The sequence below is a fragment of the Gryllotalpicola ginsengisoli DSM 22003 genome, from assembly GCF_000419445.1.
Classification (GTDB): Bacteria; Actinomycetota; Actinomycetes; order Actinomycetales; family Microbacteriaceae; genus Gryllotalpicola; species Gryllotalpicola ginsengisoli.
In genome coordinates this window covers 96,493-113,820 of the sequence record NZ_AULK01000005.1, presented here as the reverse complement: position 1 = coordinate 113,820, position 17,328 = coordinate 96,493, and the positions used below count along the sequence as shown (strand labels likewise).

The window sequence follows — 17,328 nt, the reverse complement described above, 5'->3', positions numbered from 1 at the left end:
TCGAAGGAGACCCATGGCGCAGCCCGGTGCCCGCGTGGTGATGCGTGCGGCCGGCACGGCCCTCATCCTCGACGTCACGTACGGCCGGTTGCCGTCGGTGCTGCACTGGGGCGCCGACCCGGGCTCCGCGACCGGCGCCGACCTCGACGCCCTCGCCCGCTCGGGCACCGCGCCGATCGCCCCCAACGCGGTCGACGTCGCCCCCTCCCTCTCGATTCTCCCCGAGGCATGGACCGGCTGGCTCGGCACCCCCGGCGTGACCGGCTCCCGGGCGGGCACCGCCTGGTCGCCGCGCTTCCGCACCACCCGCATCGTCGTCGACGGCCGGGCGGTCGGGGCGCGCGAGCCGGGTGACGGGGTCGCGACGGTCACGGCGCGCGAGCTCGTCGTCGAGGCGACGGATGCCACGGCCGCGCTGACCCTCGAGCTCACCGTGGTGCTCGACGACAGCGGCGTGTTCCGTGCCCGCGCGCAGCTGACCAACACCGGCGACGGCGTCTACCAGCTCGACGGCCTCGTCCTCGCGTTCCCCGTTCCGCAGCTGGCCTCCGAGCTACTCGACTTCGCCGGCAGGTGGGGCAAGGAGCGGGTGCCGCAGCGCCGGCCCATCACCGTCGGCGCCCACCGGCGGGAGGGCCGCCGCGGCCGCACCGGCGCCGACGCCGCCACGGTGCTGCACGCCGGCACGCCCGGCTTCGGCTTCGCCGAGGGCGAGGTGTGGGGCGTGCACACCGCCTGGTCGGGTAACCACCTGCACTATCTCGAGCGGGTGCCGGACGGCACGCAGGTGCTCGGCGGCGGCGAGCTGCTGCTGCCCGGCGAGGTGCGCCTCACCTCGGGGCAGAGCTACCGCTCGCCGTGGGTGTACGGCGTGCACGGCCACGGGCTCGACGACGTCGCGCGCCGCTTCCACCGGATGCTGCGCGCCCGGCCGCAGCATCCGGTCTCGCCGCGCCCGGTCACGCTCAACGTGTGGGAGGCGGTGTACTTCGACCACGACCTGCCCACGCTGCTCGAACTCGCCGAGCTCGCGGCGGAGCTGGGCGTCGAGCGCTACGTGCTCGACGACGGATGGTTCGGCGCGCGGCGCGACGACCGTGCCGGTCTCGGCGACTGGACCGTGTCGCCCGAGGTGTGGCCCGACGGCCTGCACCCGCTCGTGCGACGCGTGACCGAACTCGGCATGCAGTTCGGCCTCTGGGTCGAGCCCGAGATGGTCAACCCCGACTCCGACCTCGCCCGCGCCCACCCCGAGTGGATCATGGCGACCGGCGGCCGCCGGCCGGTGGAATCCCGGCACCAGCAGGTGCTCAACCTCGGGATCCCCGAGTGCTACGCGCACATCCGCGACGCCCTGGTCGCCCTGCTCGACGAGTACGACATCGCCTACCTGAAGTGGGACCACAATCGCGACCTCGTCGACGCGGGCACCCAGCCGGAGGGGCGGCCCGGCGTGCACGAGCAGACGCTCGCGTTCTATCGGCTCGTCGACGAGCTCAAGGCGCGCTATCCCGGTCTCGAGATCGAGTCCTGCTCCTCGGGCGGCTCCCGGGTGGATCTCGAGGTGCTGCAGCGCACCGATCGGATCTGGGTCTCCGACAACATCGACCCCCTCGACCGACAGCAGCTGCTGCCCTGGACCGCCCAGCTGGTGCCGCCCGAGCTGCTCGGGTCGCACATCGCCTCCGGCGTCTCGCACACCACCGGCCGCCGGCATGCGCTCTCGTTCCGGGCCGCGACGGCGCTGTTCGGCCACCTCGGCATCGAATGGGACCTCCGGCAGGCGACCCCGGAGGAGCGCCGGCAGCTGCGCGACTGGATCGGGTTCTACAAAGAGTGGCGGCACCTGCTGCACGGCGGCGACCTGGTCCGGCTCGACGTCCCGGATCCGACGCTGTCCGCCCACGGCGTGGTGGCCCTCGACGGCTCGGCCGGGATCTATTCGCTGGCCTCGCTCGCGATGAGCACGGTGGTGAGCCCCGGCCGCGTGCGCGTGCCGGGCCTCCACCCGCAGCGCCGCTACCGCGTCCGACCGGTCTTCCCGGCCGATCTGTCCTCGCTCGTGCGGCCGCCGGAGTGGTGGAACGACGGCGACGGTGTGGTGATGACGGGTGCGCTGCTCGGGCTCGCGGGGCTGCAGGCGCCGATCCTGCCTCCCGAGCACGCCGTCGTCTACCTCGCCACGGCCGAGTAGCGCGGCTCGCCCAGGCGCCGTCGAGAGGTCGAGAATCACCCTTCGCACCGCCGTTGAAGGGTGAATCCGCACCGCTCGCACCCGCTAGCGTGGCGTCATGGTCAACACCGAGCATCCCGCCGTCGACCGGGTGCGAGCCGCGCTCGCCGAGCACGGCCTCGAGCCCGAGATCACCTGGTTCGAGACCGCCACGCCCACCGCGCAGGCGGCGGCCGAGGCGATCGGATGCGACGTCGGCGCCATCGCCAACTCGCTGGTGTTCGCCCTCGACGGCGAGCCCGTGCTGGTCATGACGAGCGGCGCGCACCGCGTCGACACCGAGTTCCTCGGGGCACGCCTCGGCGGCCGGCTCACCCGAGCGAGCAAGGACCAGGTGAAGGATGCCACGGGCCAGACCATCGGCGGGGTGGCGCCGGTCGGGCATCCGTCACCCGTCCCCACCTTCGTCGACGTCGCCCTGTCGGCCTACCCGCGCATCTGGGGGGCGGCGGGCCACGCCCACACCGTCTTCCCTCTGAGCTACGCCGAGCTGCTGCGCATCACCGACGGCACCGAGGTCGAGGTTGCGCCGCCTCAGAGCGAGGCGTAGAGCTCCGCCCGCTGCGCATAGTGCCGCGCGTTCTCGCGGATGCCCTCGACCTCGGCATCCGTCAACTCGCGGCGCACCTTGCCGGGCACGCCGGCGACGAGCGAGCGCGGCGGCACCACGGTGCCCTCGGTCACCAGCGCGCCGGCGGCGACGAGCGACCCGGTGCCGATGACGGCGCCGTTCATGATCGTCGCGTGCATGCCGACCAGCACGTCGTCCTCGATCGTGCAGCCGTGCAGCACGGCGCTGTGCCCGACCGAGACCCCGGCGCCGATGGTCAGCGGGAAGCCCGCGTCGACGTGGCACGCCACGAGGTCCTGCAGGTTCGAGCCCGGCCCGAGTGTGATCGGCTCGTTGTCGGCGCGCAGCACCGCGTTGAACCACACGCTCGAGCCGGCGCCGAGCCGCACGGCGCCGATCAGCGCGACCCCGGGCGCCACATAGGCGGCGGCCGTCTCATCCGGTGTTCCGATCGGCAGGGACAGCTTCGTCGTCATGCTCTCGAGGCTACTTGTCGCGCCGGGCCCCCTGCGACGGCCGCACCACGAACATCTCGGGCATGGTGTAGCCGTGCTCGCTGAACGCGCTGTCGACCGCGACCTGCACCTGCGTGAGCATGGACACGGGGGTCAGCGCGATCGCCGACCCGCCGAAGCCGCCGCCGGTCATCCGCGCGCCGAGCGCCCCGTAGTTCAGGGCGATCTCGACCGCGAGATCCAGCTCGGGCGTGGAGATCTCGAAGTCGTCGCGCATCGAGCGGTGCGAGGCGAACATCAGGTCGCCGATCGCCGTGGGCCCGTCGGTGCGCAGCGTCTCGACGGTGTCCAGCACCCGCTGATCCTCGGTCACGATGTGCCGCGCCCGGCGGAAGGTCTCGTCGTCGAGGCGGTCGCGCGCCTCGAGCAGCTGCTCGATCGTCACGTCGCGCAGCGCGGCGACACCGAGCTCGCGCGCCGCCAGCTCGCACGAGGCGCGCCGGGCCGCGTATCCGCCCGAGACGTGCTCGTGCTTCACCTTCGTGTCGATGACGAGGATGGCGAGATCGGATGCCTCGAGCGCGAGGTCGACCGGCTCGCTGGAGCCGTCCCGGCAGTCGATGAACAGCGCCGCCCCCTCGCGGGAGAGCAGCGAGGCCGACTGGTCGAGGATGCCGGTCGGGGCGCCCACGAAGTCGTTCTCGGCCAGGTGGGCCGCCTCGACCAGCCGCGCGCCGTCGAAGCCGAGCCGCCACACCTCGTTGAGGGCGATGGCGAGGGCCGACTCGATCGCGGCCGATGACGACAGGCCCGCGCCGAGCGGCACGTCGGAGGCGAAGTACACGTCGAAGCCGGGCAGGCCCGCGAGGTCCGCTCCGACCTTGCCGAGGCCCCAGGCGACGCCGACGGGGTAGGCGGCCCAGCCTTTCACGACCGCGGGCGAGGCATCCGTCAGGCCCACCTCGACCGCCTCGTCCTCGAGGCTCGACGCGACGCGCACGAGGCCGTCGTCGCGCAGCGCGAGCGCCGCGAAGGTGCGCCGGTCGATCGCGAACGGCAGCACGAATCCCTCGTTGTAGTCGGTGTGCTCGCCGATCAGGTTGACGCGGCCGGGGGCCGACCAGATGCCGCCCGGGGCGTAGCCGAAACGCTCCTCGAAGCCGGTGCGGGCCTCCGACAGCAGGTCGGTCATACGGGGTTCTCCTCATCTGCCCGCGCGATCGCCTCGCGCAGGCGCTCGGCCTGGGTCTCCGGCGGGATGTCGCCGATCCAGGCGCCCATGGCCGCTTCGCTGCCGGCCAGGTACTTCAACTTGTCGGCGCCGCGGCGAGGCGAGGTGAGCTGCAGGTGCAGCCGGGCCTCCTCGCGGTGCGTGTTCACCGGCGCCTGGTGCCAGGCGGCGATGTACGGGGTGGGGTCGCCGTACAGGGCGTCGACGCCGCGCAGCAGGCGCAGGTACAGCACGGAGAGCTCGTCGCGCTGCGCCTCGCTCGTGGCGGCGAAGTCGGGCACGTGCTCGTGCGGCACCAGGTGCACCTCGATGGGCCAGCGGGCCGCGAACGGAACGAACGCGGTCCAGTGCTCGCCCTGCAGCAGCACGCGCGGCCCCGCCTGCTCGCTGGCGAGCAGGTCGTCGAACAGGCCCGGCCCGTAGCTGTCGATCTGCTCGAGCAGGCGCTTCGTGCGCGGCGTGATGTACGGGTAGGAGTAGATCTGGCCGTGCGGATGCTGCAGCGTGACGCCGATCGCGGCGCCGCGGTTCTCGAACGGGAACACCTGCTGCACCCCGGGAAGCGAGGAGAGGAACGCGGTTCGGTCGGCCCACGCCTCGATCACGGTGCGGGCGCGCGAGCGGGAGATGGAGCCGAACGCGCCCTCGTGGGCGGGGCTGAAGCAGACCACCTCGCAGCGGCCGTACGACGGCGACGTGCGGTTCAGGCCGACGCCGTCGAGGTGGCCGAGCGCCGCCGCGGGGTCGCCCGGCTCGGGCAGCTCGGGGCCGAAGGAGGGGGAGCGGTTCTCGAACACCGCCACGTCGTACAGCGACGGCACCTCGGACGGGTTGGTCGCCGTCTGCGGCGCCAGCGGGTCGAGGGCGGCGGGCGGCATGACGACCCGGTTCTGCCGGGCTGCGGCGATGGAGATCCACTCGCCGGTCAGCACGTCCTGCCGCATCGTGGCGGTCGCGGGACGCGGGTCGAGCTCGCGCAGGTCGGGCGCGCGATCCGGCGGCAGGGTCGTGTCGGCGTCGTCGAAGTAGATCAGCTCGCGGCCGTCCGCGAGGGAGTGCACGCGCTTGGTGATGGAACCCACGCGACCAGCGTAATCTCCTTTCGCTTTCGAAAGCAAACCGGCTTTCGAATTGACAAGCGATCGGATGCCGGTGACCATGGAGCCATGACGATCGAGGAGCAGCTCAGCGCATCCGAGCGCCGCAGCCGCACCCTCGCCAGCGTCGTGCGCCGCGGCTTCGTGCGCGTCGCGGATCTCGCCGAGGAGTTCGGCGTCTCCACAGTCACGGTGCGCGCCGACCTCGACGTGCTCGAGGCCGACGGCGCCATCCGGCGCGTGCGCGGCGGAGCCATGCCCGCCGGGGCGGCCGACCTCACCGAGCAGTCGCTCGAGCACGAGGCCGACGAGCGCGCCGACGAGAAGGCGCGCATCGCCGTCCGCGCCGTCGACGAGCTGGAGTCCGGGATGAGCGTGCTGCTCGACGTCGGCTCGACGACCGCCGCGGTCGCCCGTGAGCTGGCCCGGCGCGAGAGCCTCACCGACCTCACCGTCATCACCAACGGCCTCGCCATCGCCCTGGCCCTCGAACCCGCCGTGCCGCGCCTGCAGGTCGTAGTGACCGGCGGCACCCTGCGCCCGCTGCAGCACTCCCTGGTCGCGCCCCTGGCCGACACGCTGCTGCCGCGCGTGCGCGCCGACGTCGCGGTGATCGGCTGCAACGGGGTCGACGTCGAGGCCGGGCTCACCAACATCAACCTGCCCGAGACCGAGGTGAAGCGGGCGATGATCGCCGCCGCCACCCGCACCGTCGTCGTCGCCGACGGCTCCAAGCTCGGGCGCGTGCACCTCGGCGCGGTCGCCGCGGTCGCCGACGTCGACGTGATCATCACCGGGCGCGGAGCGCCGCGCCGCTGCCTCGCCGACCTCCGGGCGGTGGGCGGACCGCAGGTGGTCGTCGCGCAGTAGGGCGCAGGAGACGCACGAAGAGAGGAAGATCGGACATATGGCTTGGCTCGTGACCGGCGGTGCCGGATACATCGGCGCGCACGTGGTGCTGGCGCTTCGCGACGCGGGGCTCGAGGTGGTCGTCGTCGACGATCTGTCGAGCGGGCACCGCGAGTTCGTCCCGGAGGGGGTGCCGTTCGTCGAGGCGAGCATCCTCGACGCCGCCGCGCTCGACGGGCTGTTCGCGCAGCATCCGATCGACGGCGTCATCCACGTGGCCGGGTACAAGTACGCGGGCGAGTCGGTGAAGCGGCCGTTGCACACCTACGCGCAGAACGTGACCGGCACCGCGACGCTGCTGGCCGCGATGGAGAAGGCGGCGGTCGACAAGATCGTGTTCTCCTCCTCGGCCGCCACCTACGGCACTCCCGACGTCGACCTCGTCACCGAGTCGACTCCGACCCGGCCCGAGTCGCCCTACGGCGAGTCGAAGCTGATCGGGGAGTGGCTGCTGGCCGACCAGGGCCGCGCGGTCGGGCTGAAGCACACCTCGCTGCGGTACTTCAACGTCGTCGGCTCGGGCACCCGCGAGCTGCGCGACACGAGCCCGTTCAACCTGTTCCCGCTCGTCTTCCGCGCGCTCAAGGCCGGCCAGGCGCCCAAGATCTTCGGCGACGACTACCCGACGCCCGACGGCACCGCGGTGCGCGACTACGTGCACGTCGCCGACCTGGCCCGCTCTCACGTGGCGGCCGCGCGGCGGCTCGCGGCCGGCGAGCCCGTCGAGCGCATCTACAACCTCGGCAGCGGCGAGGGCTCGTCGGTGCGCGAGATCATGGACGCGATGGCCCGCGGCACGGGCATCGACTTCACGCCCGAGATCGCGCCGCGCCGCGCCGGCGACCCGGCGCGCATCGTGGCGGCCGGGGCGCTGGCCGCCCGCGACCTGGACTGGAAGATGACGCACACGCTCGACGAGATGGTGCGCAGCGCCTGGGAGGCGGAGGAGGCGGCACGATGAGATCGCCGACGGGAGACCAGTACGAGCTGGTGCGGCTCACGCCGCACGGCGAGGCGCGCGCGGTGATCACGCAGCTCGCGGCAGCCTTGCGCGAGCTGCGCATCGGCGAGGCCGACCTCGTCCAGCCGTACCCCGAGTCGATGCCCGCGCCCTCGGCCGCCGGCATCGTGCTCGCGCCCTGGCCCAACCGGGTGCGCGATGGCAAGTGGAGCTGGCGCCGCGCCGACGGCACGGTGATCCAGCAGCAGCTCGCCATCACCGAGCCGGCGTACGGCAACGCGAGCCACGGGCTGCTGCGCTTCACCGCGTACGAGCTCGTCGACAAGGCGGCGGACGCGGTCACGCTCTCCGCGACGATCTACCCGCAGACCGGCTATCCGTTCCTGGTCGACACGCGGGTGCGCTACGCGCTCGCCGACGACGGCATCACGGTCATGCACGAGCTCGCGAACGGCGGCGAGACGGATGCCCCGGTCGCCGTGGGCGCGCATCCGTATCTGCGCGTCGGTGCGCACGACACGGCGACGCTGCGCCTCACCGTGAACGCCGCCACCCATATCGACGTCGACGACCGCAAGAACCCCGTCGGCGAGAGCCCGGTCGAGGGCACGGATCTCGACCTGCGCGCCGGCCGGCTCGTCGGCGAGCTCGACCTCGACGACGGCTTCGCGCAGGCGGGGCCGGGCGATCTCGCCTGGCTCGAGGCGACGGATGGCTCGCGCACCACGCTCTGGGGCGACGAATCGGTGCGCTTCGTGCAGGCGTTCACGCACCGCTCCTTCGCGGCGCTGCCCGCCGGTCAGGTGGCCGTGGCGCTCGAGCCGATGACCGCTCCGGCGAACGCGTTCAACTCGGGCGCGGGCCTGAAGCTGCTCGAGCCGGGGGAGACGTGGAGCGTCACCTGGGGCATCCGCTACGCCCCGTCGACGGCCCTCGCCGGCTGAGGAGCGCCCGCACCTCCACCCCCGTCGGCTGAGGAGCGCCCGCAGGGCGCGTCTCGAAGCCCCCGCAACGCTCAACCTTCTCGTCGGCTGAGGAGCGCCCGAAGGGCGCGTCTCGAAGCCCCCGCGCCTACTCGAGCGCCTCCCTGCGCCACAGCGCCGCGCATCCCCCGAGCTCGCCGGCGGTCTGCGAGAAGCGCAGTGCGCGGGTGGTGAGCTCGGTGGCCCGCTCGGGCTCGGTCCGCTCGACGTCGTCGGCGACCTCCGCGCATCCGGCCGCCTCGATGCGGCAGAAGGCGGCCGCCCGCTCCAGCGCCCCGGCGAAATCGCCCTCGAACGCCCCGCGCAGGATGCGGTCGGCCAGCTCCCTGATCTCCGCGGGCCCGGTCGGCAGCTCCGCACCGGCGACGACGGGGTCGATCGAGCGGCTGACGTCGACGCCGCGCTGGAAGAGGTAGCTCGTGCCTTCCGGATCCTGCCGGATCAGCACGCGCACCAGGTAGATGCGCCACAGTGCGCCGGGCAGGGTCTTCGGCAGCGCACGCGCCCACAGCTCCGCGATCGCGTCGATCCCGTGCTCATCCGTGTAGGCGACGAGCCGGTCGACGACCACCGGCTCGGGGTTCGCGCGCACCCGGGCGAGCAGCGCCTGGGCGGTCTGATGAGCGACGCGGGATGCCTCGGCCGGATCCTGCCCGCCGTGGAAGGCCTCGAACACTCGGCTCGGGAACTTCACCGGCTTGTGGAACTCGTCGGGCACACTGTCTCCTCAGCTGTCGCAAACGTGTCGGGGGATTTGTCAAGGGGGTTTGATCCGCGTTCTGTAGCGGGCACGGTACCCGACATGAACATATTGCTGATCATCGTCGCCATCATCGCCGTGATCCTCCTGTTCACCGGAGGGTTCGTCCAGGCCGTCAACTGGCTGCTCTGGGTCGGCATCGTGCTCGCGCTCTTCGCGATCATCGTCTGGCTCGTGCGCGCCATCAGCGGTCGAAACAGGGTCTGACCCACGTGCATTCCCGCCCGGCGTCCTTCGGGGCGCCGGGCGTTCGCGTGCCGCCCGCCCGCTAATCTAGAGCCGACGCCCCTGTAGCTCAGTTGGTAGAGCTGCGGACTTTTAATCCGTTGGTCGCGAGTTCGAGCCTCGCCGGGGGCACCGGGAGTGGGCGTTGACGTGCCGCCTCCGCGCCAGACGGCGCGCTTCGCGGTGCCGCCGCCGTCATGGGCACATTTCGCACGATTCGGCACTGCTCTTGCGCGAGATCGCCTGCGTTGTCCCGCGATGTGCGCCGTTCCGCGCGGAACTCCGCGGCGTCTGCCGGGCAGAGAAAAACCGGGCCGCAGAACGCCTCTCGGCGCGAGGCCGCTCGAAGCGGCGAAAGTTGGAGCCCGGGGTTACTGCGGCCCGGCTGTTCGAGTCTAACGTCAGAACGCCCCCGGGCTCTTCCCGAGGGCGTTCGCGGTCAGCGGATGCTTATCCGAACCGGCCCGAGACGTAGTCCTCGGTCGCCTTCACCTTGGGATTCGAGAAGATGACGCTCGTGTCGTCGTACTCGATCAGGTGACCCGGCTTGCCGGTGCCGGCGATGTTGAAGAACGCGGTCTTGTCCGAGACCCGGGTCGCCTGCTGCATGTTGTGCGTCACGATGACGATCGTGTACTCCTTCTTGAGCTCCTCGATGAGGTCCTCGATGGCGAGGGTCGAGATCGGGTCGAGCGCGGAGCAGGGCTCGTCCATGAGGATCACGTCGGGCTGCACCGCGACCGCACGAGCGATGCACAGACGCTGCTGCTGACCGCCGGAGAGGCTCGAGCCGGGGCGGTCGAGCCGGTCCTTGACCTCGTTCCACAGGTTCGCGCCCCTCAGTGAGCGCTCGACGAGGTCGTCCTGGTCCGACTTCGACATGCGGCCCCCATTGAGCTTCACGCCGGCCAGCACGTTGTCGCGGATCGACATCGTGGGGAACGGGTTCGGCCTCTGGAACACCATGCCCACCTGGCGTCGCACGAGCACGGGGTCGACGCCGGGCGCGTACAGGTTGTCGCCGTCGAGCAGCACCTCGCCTGTCACGCGCGCGCCGGGGATCACCTCGTGCATGCGGTTGAGGGTGCGCAGGAACGTCGACTTGCCGCAGCCCGACGGTCCGATGAACGCCGTGACCGTGCGGGGCTCGATCTCGATGTTGACGCCCTCCACGGCGAGGAAGTCGCCGTAGTAGACGTTGAGGTCCGTTGCTTCGATGCGCTTCGACACGTCAGCCTTTCGAAATTGTCGCGTCGCCTACCGGCGAGCCTTGGGGGAGAACGCGGTGGCCACGACCCGGGCGATGAGGTTCAGGATGACGACGATGATGACGAGCAGCAGGGCCGAGCCCCACGCTTCGAGCAGCGAGGCCGCCTTGTCCTGATCGTTCGGGAACGCGTAGCCGGTGTACGAGAGCACGGCGAGCGTCGACATCGGGCCGTTGAACGGGTCGGTGTTGAGCCGGTTGGTGGCGCCCGCGGCGATGTAGATCGGCGCGGTCTCCCCGATGACTCGGGCGATGGCGAGCACCACGCCGGTGACGAGGCCCGCGACCGCGGTGCGCAGCACGACGCGCATGATGGTGCGCCACTTGGTCACCCCGAGTGCGTAGGAGGCCTCGCGCAGTTCGTGCGGCACCAGACGGATCATCTCCTCGCTGGAGCGCACGACGATGGGGATCATCAGCACGCACAGGGCGACCGAGGCGGAGAACCCGCTGAAGGCCTCCTTCGGGCCGCGGATCAGCGCGAACAGCGAGAACGCGAAGAGGCCGGCGACGATCGAGGGGATGCCGGTCATGACGTCGACCAGGAAGGTGATGACCCGGCGGACGGGGTTGTTGGACTGCGTGTACTCGGTCAGCCAGATGGCGGTGAGCAGACCGATGGGCACGGAGATGACGGTGGCGATGCCGGTGATCTCCAGCGTACCGATGATGGCCTGCAGGGCGCCCGGAACGACCTTGACCTCGAGCGTCGTCGGATCGAAGGTGGTGCGGTCGGTACCGGAGATGAAGCTCCAGCTCAGCTGGCCGATGCCTCGGCTGACGACCGTCCACAGCGTCGAGATGAGCGGGATGAGGGCCAGCAGGAACGCGACGACCACGAGCCCGCGCACGACGCGATCCGTGGACTTGCGCCGGCCTTCCACCACGCCCGATAGGACGCCGATCACGATCAGGTAGACCACGGCGGTGAGCACCAGCCATCCGGTCACGCTGAAGCCGAACAGTGCGAGCACGCCGGCCGAAACCGCGGCCGCGCAGCCGAGCACGATGAGTTCGCTGAACCGCGGCAGGTGACCGGTGGTCAAGGCCGAGGTGCGCCGCTGCGATGCGCCCGTGTTCGTGGCGGTGGTCATGCGGTCCGGGCCTTCCTGCGCCGGCGCCGCCCGCCGGGCGCGGTCTGCGAGATGATCCAACGTGCGGCGAAGTTCACGGCGAACGACACGAGGAACAGCATCAGGCCCGTGCCGATCAAGGCGTCGCGCTGCAGCTCGTTGGAACCCGAGAACTGCAGGGCGATGTTCGCCGCGATGGTTCCGGGGTTGTTGTCCGTGAGCAACTGGAACGAGTAGATGAGCTTGGGGGAGACGATGATGGCGATGGCCATGGTCTCGCCGAGCGCGCGACCGAGCCCGAGCAGCGTGGCGCTGACGATGCCGCTGCGCGCATAGGGCAGCACGGCCATCCGGATCATCTCCCACTTCGTCGCTCCGAGCGCGAGGGCCGCCTCTTCGTTGAGGGACGGGGTCTGCAGGAAGATCTCGCGGCTGATCGCGGTGATGATCGGCAGGATCATGACGGCGAGCACCACCGCGCCCGCGAGGATCGTTGCTCCGCCGACCGAGAGGTCGCCGCCGAAGAGCGGGATCCAGCCGAGGTAGGAGTTCAAGAATGTGCTGAACGGCTTGAGGAAGTCGCGCATGACGAAGACGCCCCACAAGCCGAAGACGATGGACGGCACCGCGGCGAGCAGGTCGACGAGGTAGCCGAGGACGCCCGCGAGGGGACGCGGCGAGTAGTGCGAGATGAAGAGCGCGATGCCGATCGCGACCGGCGTGCCCATCACGAGCGCGATCAGCGACGACCAGACCGTCCCGAACAGCAACGGGCCGACGTACGGCCAGAAGCTGTTCCAGCCGGCGGTGTTGCCTGCGGTCCGATCCTGAAGCTGCGAGCTGTCCGCCCAGTTCGCCGCGATGGCCGGCGCGGCCTTGACGAGCAGGAAGACGAGCACGCCCGCGAGGATCAGCAGGATCACCCACGCGGAGGCGGTGCTCAGCCCGAGGAACACCCGGTCGCCGGCCTTCGAGGGGGGTTTTCGCAGGGCCGCCCTCACGGTCGGGCCTCCGGGGTTGCCGGAGGCCCGACCGGTAGCGGCTGACGATGCAGCGCTCACGGATTCAGAATCTATCGGTTGTTACTTGACCGCATCCAGCGAGGTCTGCACCTGGTCGAGGATCGACTGGGGCAGCGGGACCGCCTTGGCGTTCTTCTCCGCGACGGCCTGGCCGGTGGCGCTGGCCGCGAAGCCGATGTACGCCTTCACGAGCTTGGCCTGGTCGGCGTTCTTGAACTGGTTGCACATGATCGCGTACGACACGAGCGGGATGGGGTAGGCCGAGGAGTCGGCGTTGATCTTGTCGTAGTCGAACTTGAGCGACAGGTCGCCGCTCGAGCCGTTCGAAGCGGTCGTGGCACCGTCGGACATGGCCTTCGCGACCGCGTCAGAGGTCAGCTCGACCCCGTTGACCGTGGCCTTCTGCAGGTCGTTGCCGCTGGAGTCCTTGGCGGCCGAGTTGTCGACGTAGCCGATCGCGCCGGGGACCTTCGCGATCTCGTCGGCGACGGCGGAGCCGCCCTTCTGTGCGTCGGTGCCCGTGATGTCGGTGGGCCAGGTGCCGGAGCCCTCCCACTTCCAGTCGGTCGGGTCGGACGCGTGCAGGAAGTTGGTGAAGTTGTTGGCCGTGCCGGAGGAGTCGGAGCGGACCACGGTGGTGATGTTCTCCGACGGCAGCTTGACGCCCGGGTTGTCGGCGGCGATGGCCGCATCGTTCCACTTGGTGATCTTGCGCGAGAAGATCTTGGCGAGCGTCTTGGTCGAGAGGTTGAGCTTGTCGACGCCGTCGAGGTTGTAGGAGATCGAGACGCCGTCCAGGTAGATCGGAAGGTCGATCGCGCCGTCCGCGCCGCAGGTGGTCTTGGCCTGCGTGGTCTCGTCGGCCGTGAGGGGCGCGTCGGAACCGGCGAAGTCGTACGCGCCGGAGAGGAAGTTCGAGCGTCCGCCGCCGGAGCCCTGCGACTTGTCGTAGTTCACCGTCACGCCGGTGGCGACGGCCGTGAACGCGCCGGTCCAGGCGGCCTCGGCGTTCGCCTGGGCGGAGGAACCGCCGGCGGTGATGGTGCCCGACAGCGAGCTGTCGATGCTCGGGCCGCCCGACGGCGTCGCGGAGCTACTCGAAGACGAGTCGTCCGACCCGCCGGAGCTGGAGCAGGCGGAGAGCGCGACCGCGGTGGCCAGGGCCAGGGCGCCGGCCGCTGCTGCGTACTTGAGCTTCACTGTGTTCCCTTTCGGAAGTGTTTGACTCGCCTCGCGCGGCGGATCTTTCGGGCGGATCGCGCGCAAGGCATGGGTCGGTGCTGACCCGGAGGCGACGCTAAGTGGGGCGTCTGTCCAGCGTCCGCCGCAATGGTGAACCGGAGGTTAACGCAGCTCAAACGCGGCGGGTCGCGACCGCACAGGATCAGGCCGGCGGTCCATGTGTCTCCAACGCGAGGATCCCGGCGGTGGGATGCTCGGAGGACAGGTGCACAACCGAGAATCCCGCCGGCTCGAGCGCCGCCGCGTCGCGAACACGGTCGCCCATCGGCGTGTCCGTCGCCAGGGCGAGCTCGCGCAGGATGTCGGGCAGCACCGGACGATGACTGCACAGCACGGCCGTCTTGCCCGACATGATTCGCCGTGCGATGACCTCGGGCACGGTGGAGGTCCCCTCTTCCCAGGCGTCCTGGCTGATCCCGGGCTCGAGCCGCACCTTGCGGTCGATCGCCTGTGCGAGGGGCGCGACGGTGGACGCGCACCGCACGGCGGGCGAGGTGACGATGCGGCGCGGCCGCCACGCGCGCAGCGACGGCACGATGCGCTGCGCCTGGATCAGGCCCCGCGCGGCGAGCGGCCGCTTGGCGTCCGGACCGCGCCAGTCGCTGCGGCCGAGGGCCTTCGCGTGCCTCAGCACGATGACGCCGAAGGTCGAGCCGCCGGCCTGCTCGTGCATCCGCTCGAACTCGCCGAGCAGGCGGGCGTCGTGCGCGTGGCTGAGCGCGGCCTGCGCCTTCCGCAGCGGCATCCACGTGACGGCGTCCACTTCGGCGTTCGAGCGGAACCGGGTCGCCTTCAACGCGGCGTCCGTCACCTCGGCCGACCAGTACTGCACGACCTTCTCGCGCCCGCTGGCGACCCGATAGCGGGTCTCGCCGAGCGGCGGGCCGAGGGCGACCTGCAGCCCCGTCTCCTCGCGCACCTCGCGCACGGCGGTCTGCGGCAGGGTCTCGCCGGGGTCGACCTTGCCCTTCGGGAGGGTCAGGTCGTCGTACTTCGGGCGGTGGATGACGAGCACCCGCAGCTCGCCGTCGACGTACCTCCAGCACACCGCGCCGGCGGCGCGGATGACGGATTCCGTCACAGGCGCACCGTCGTCCGCGGCCGATGCGAGATCTGGTACATGAGGCGGTTCTGCAGGTCGACGAGCGGCGCGCCCGAGTCGTCGGTCGCATGGCGCACCCACGAGCCGTCCGACTCGAGCGACCACGACGAGGTGGTGTCGCTCATCGCCAGGTCGAACATCGCGTTCAGCTCGTCGATGTGCTCCGGCTTGGTGAGCCGCACCAGGGCCTCGACGCGGCGGTCGAGGTTGCGGTGCATCATGTCGGCGCTGCCGATGTACATCAGCGGGTCGCCGTCGTTCACGAAGCTGAAGATGCGGGAGTGCTCCAGGTAGCGCCCGAGCACCGAGCGCACCCGGATGTTCTCGCTGTAGCCCTCCTGCCCGGGCTTCAGCCCGCAGATGCCGCGCACCCACACGTCGATGGGCACCCCGGCGCGGCTCGCCCGGTACAGCGCATCGATGATCGCTTCGTCGACCATCGAGTTCACCTTGATCCGGATGCCGGAGGGCTTGCCCTGCTGCGCGTTGCGCGTCTCCTGCGCGATGGCCTTGAGCAGCCCCTTGCGCAGGTAGCGGGGGGCGACGAGCAGCCGCTTGAACTTCTTCTCGATGGCGTAGCCCGACAGTTCGTTGAACAGGCGGGTCAGATCCTTGCCGACCTGATCGTCGGAGGTGAACAGGCCGAGGTCCTCGTAGATGCGGCTCGTCTTCGGGTTGTAGTTGCCGGTGCCGATGTGGCTGTAGTGCTTGAGCTGGCCGCCCTCCTGCCGGATCACGAGGGCCAGCTTGCAGTGCGTCTTGAGGCCCACGAGGCCATAGACGACGTGCACGCCCGACTTCTCCAGCTTGCGCGCCCACTCGATGTTGTTCTGCTCGTCGAACCGGGCTTTGATCTCCACCAGCGCCAGCACCTGCTTGCCCGCCTCGGCGGCGTCGATGAGCGCCTCGACGATCGGGCTGTCGCCGCTGGTGCGGTAGAGCGTCTGCTTGATGGCCAGCACGTTCGGGTCGGCGGCGGCCTGCTCGAGGAACGCCTGCACGCTCGTGGCGAAGGACTCGTACGGGTGGTGCACCAGCACGTCCTGGCGGCGCAGCGCCGCGAAGATGTCGGGCTTCGCGTTCGGCTCGCTCGGCTGCAGCTGCGCGGCGGTGACCGGTACGTGCGGCGGGTACTTGAGCTCGGGCCGGTCGATCTTGCCGAGTTCGAACAGCCCGCGCAGATCGAGCGGCCCGGGCAGCCGGTAGATCTCCTGCTCCGTGATGTCGAGTTCGCGCACCAGCAGGTCGAGGGTGACCTCGTCGATGTCCTCGGTCACCTCGAGACGGATGGGCGGCCCGAAGCGCCGCCGCAGCAGCTCCTTCTCGAGCGCCTGGATGAGGTTCTCGGTCTCGTCCTCGTCGATCTCGACGTCTTCGTTGCGCGTGACCCGGAAGACGTGGTGCTCGACGACCTCCATGCCGGGGAACAGGTCGTCGAGCTGGTTGGCGATGAGGTCTTCGAGCAGGATGTAGCGGATCGCGTCGACCGAGCCGGAGCCGTCGATGCGCACGAGCCGGGGCAGCATCGGCGGCACCTTGAGCCTGGCGAACTGCTCCTTCTTGGTCTTCGTGTTGCGCACCCGCACCGCGAGGTTCAGCGACAGGCCGGAGATGTAGGGGAACGGATGCGCCGGGTCGACGGCCAGCGGCATGAGCACGGGGAAGATCTGCGTGGAGTACAACTCGCGCAGCGGCGCCCGCTCCTCGTCGGAGAGCTCGCCCCAGGAGACGAGCGTGATGCCCTTGCTGCGCAGCCCCGCGCCCACCGCGGTGAAGGCGCGGGCGTGGCGCAGCTGCAGCTCGTGCGCCTTGGCCGACACGTCGGCGAGCACGTCGGCCGGCGCTTTTCCGGTGTTGGTCGGAACGGCGAGGCCGGTCATGATGCGGCGCTTGAGGCCCGCGACCCGCACCATGAAGAACTCGTCGAGGTTGCTGGCGAAGATGGCGAGGAAGTTGGCCCGCTCGAGCAGCGGCAGCGCCGGATCCTCGGCGAGCTCGAGCACGCGCTGGTTGAACGCCAGCCAGCTCAGCTCACGGTCGATGTAGCGGTCGCGCGGCAGGGTGGAGTCGGCGTCGGGGTTCCAGGGCTCGAAGTCGTCGTCGATGTTCTCCGCGCCCGGGGCGTTGTCCACCAGCGTGCTGTCGCCGTCCATGCGCCCTATCTTTACACCGCGGGCTAACGCGCGGTGAACGCCGC

At 70.7% G+C, this 17,328-nt stretch carries 16 protein-coding genes and 1 tRNA gene; 7 read left to right on the top strand and 10 right to left on the bottom strand.

All coding sequences use genetic code 11. The features are described from left to right. Positions 1-13 precede the first annotated feature (13 nt). Both H563_RS0110545 and H563_RS0110540 read left to right on the top strand, forming a co-directional pair. Positions 14-2,194 (top strand): alpha-galactosidase, encoded by a 2,181-nt coding sequence (locus tag H563_RS0110545; protein WP_022882571.1) that lies wholly within the window; start codon positions 14-16, stop codon positions 2,192-2,194. A gap of 97 nt (positions 2,195-2,291) precedes the next feature. Continuing rightward, positions 2,292-2,783: a YbaK/EbsC family protein gene (locus H563_RS0110540; protein WP_027479334.1), complete on the top strand. Its 492-nt coding sequence runs from the start codon at positions 2,292-2,294 to the stop codon at positions 2,781-2,783. Here the strand turns inward: H563_RS0110540 and H563_RS0110535 are convergent. The 3 genes from H563_RS0110535 to galT are packed head-to-tail and all read right to left on the bottom strand — an operon-like array spanning position 2,768 to position 5,572. After that, a complete protein-coding gene (locus tag H563_RS0110535; RefSeq protein WP_033210507.1) occupies positions 2,768-3,280 on the bottom strand; it encodes a gamma carbonic anhydrase family protein in 513 nt (170 codons plus the stop codon). The two genes, H563_RS0110540 and H563_RS0110535, sit on opposite strands and share 16 nt — an antisense overlap. A gap of 10 nt (positions 3,281-3,290) precedes the next feature. Next, positions 3,291-4,451, bottom strand: a complete 1,161-nt coding sequence (galK, locus tag H563_RS0110530) for a galactokinase (protein WP_022882569.1) — start codon at positions 4,449-4,451, stop codon at positions 3,291-3,293. Then, entirely contained in the window at positions 4,448-5,572 is a 1,125-nt protein-coding gene (galT, locus tag H563_RS0110525) for a galactose-1-phosphate uridylyltransferase (protein WP_022882568.1), read from the bottom strand. The genes galK and galT overlap by 4 nt, the downstream gene beginning before the upstream one ends. 84 nt (positions 5,573-5,656) lie before the next feature. Here galT and H563_RS0110520 point away from each other — a divergent pair, with 84 nt between their 5' ends. The 3 genes from H563_RS0110520 to H563_RS0110510 are packed head-to-tail and all read left to right on the top strand — an operon-like array spanning position 5,657 to position 8,401. Further along, positions 5,657-6,457 carry a DeoR/GlpR family DNA-binding transcription regulator gene (locus H563_RS0110520; RefSeq protein ID WP_022882567.1) on the top strand — a complete coding sequence of 267 codons (801 nt, stop codon included), beginning with the start codon at positions 5,657-5,659 and terminating at the stop codon, positions 6,455-6,457. A gap of 37 nt (positions 6,458-6,494) precedes the next feature. Beyond that, the gene (galE, locus tag H563_RS0110515; protein WP_022882566.1) at positions 6,495-7,457 is read left to right on the top strand and encodes a UDP-glucose 4-epimerase GalE; all 963 of its coding nucleotides are present in this window, start codon (positions 6,495-6,497) and stop codon (positions 7,455-7,457) included. Next, entirely contained in the window at positions 7,454-8,401 is a 948-nt protein-coding gene (locus H563_RS0110510) for an aldose 1-epimerase family protein (RefSeq protein WP_022882565.1), read from the top strand. The genes galE and H563_RS0110510 overlap by 4 nt, the downstream gene beginning before the upstream one ends. 127 nt (positions 8,402-8,528) lie before the next feature. Here H563_RS0110510 and H563_RS0110505 read toward each other — a convergent pair whose 3' ends face one another. Next, positions 8,529-9,158 carry a hypothetical protein gene (locus H563_RS0110505; RefSeq protein ID WP_022882564.1) on the bottom strand — a complete coding sequence of 210 codons (630 nt, stop codon included), beginning with the start codon at positions 9,156-9,158 and terminating at the stop codon, positions 8,529-8,531. Between the two features lie 84 nt (positions 9,159-9,242). Here H563_RS0110505 and H563_RS18150 point away from each other — a divergent pair, with 84 nt between their 5' ends. Together H563_RS18150 and H563_RS0110495 are read left to right on the top strand one after the other, a co-directional pair. After that, positions 9,243-9,407, top strand: coding sequence for a hypothetical protein (locus tag H563_RS18150; RefSeq protein WP_022882563.1), 165 nt, complete (start codon positions 9,243-9,245; stop codon positions 9,405-9,407). A gap of 77 nt (positions 9,408-9,484) precedes the next feature. Continuing rightward, positions 9,485-9,557: transfer RNA gene (locus H563_RS0110495), tRNA-Lys, on the top strand. Positions 9,558-9,875: 318 nt separating this feature from the next. Here H563_RS0110495 and pstB read toward each other — a convergent pair. The 6 genes from pstB to H563_RS0110465 all read right to left on the bottom strand — a co-directional run bounded on the left by pstB (position 9,876) and on the right by H563_RS0110465 (position 17,284). Beyond that, on the bottom strand, positions 9,876-10,655 hold the full coding sequence (gene pstB, locus H563_RS0110490; protein ID WP_022882562.1) for a phosphate ABC transporter ATP-binding protein PstB: 780 nt from the start codon (positions 10,653-10,655) through the stop codon (positions 9,876-9,878). Between the two features lie 27 nt (positions 10,656-10,682). Continuing rightward, positions 10,683-11,786, bottom strand: coding sequence for a phosphate ABC transporter permease PstA (gene pstA, locus H563_RS0110485; RefSeq protein ID WP_022882561.1), 1,104 nt, complete (start codon positions 11,784-11,786; stop codon positions 10,683-10,685). Beyond that, positions 11,783-12,766: a phosphate ABC transporter permease subunit PstC gene (gene pstC, locus H563_RS0110480; protein WP_027479331.1), complete on the bottom strand. Its 984-nt coding sequence runs from the start codon at positions 12,764-12,766 to the stop codon at positions 11,783-11,785. Before pstC ends, pstA begins: the two co-directional genes overlap by 4 nt. Before the next feature lie 81 nt (positions 12,767-12,847). Then, positions 12,848-13,987, bottom strand: coding sequence for a phosphate ABC transporter substrate-binding protein PstS (locus H563_RS0110475; protein ID WP_022882559.1), 1,140 nt, complete (start codon positions 13,985-13,987; stop codon positions 12,848-12,850). A 184-nt stretch (positions 13,988-14,171) separates the two neighbouring features. After that, positions 14,172-15,110, bottom strand: a complete 939-nt coding sequence (locus H563_RS0110470; protein WP_022882558.1) for an NUDIX hydrolase — start codon at positions 15,108-15,110, stop codon at positions 14,172-14,174. Then, positions 15,107-17,284, bottom strand: a complete 2,178-nt coding sequence (locus H563_RS0110465) for an RNA degradosome polyphosphate kinase (protein WP_022882557.1) — start codon at positions 17,282-17,284, stop codon at positions 15,107-15,109. Before H563_RS0110465 ends, H563_RS0110470 begins: the two co-directional genes overlap by 4 nt. Positions 17,285-17,328: the final 44 nt, after the last annotated feature.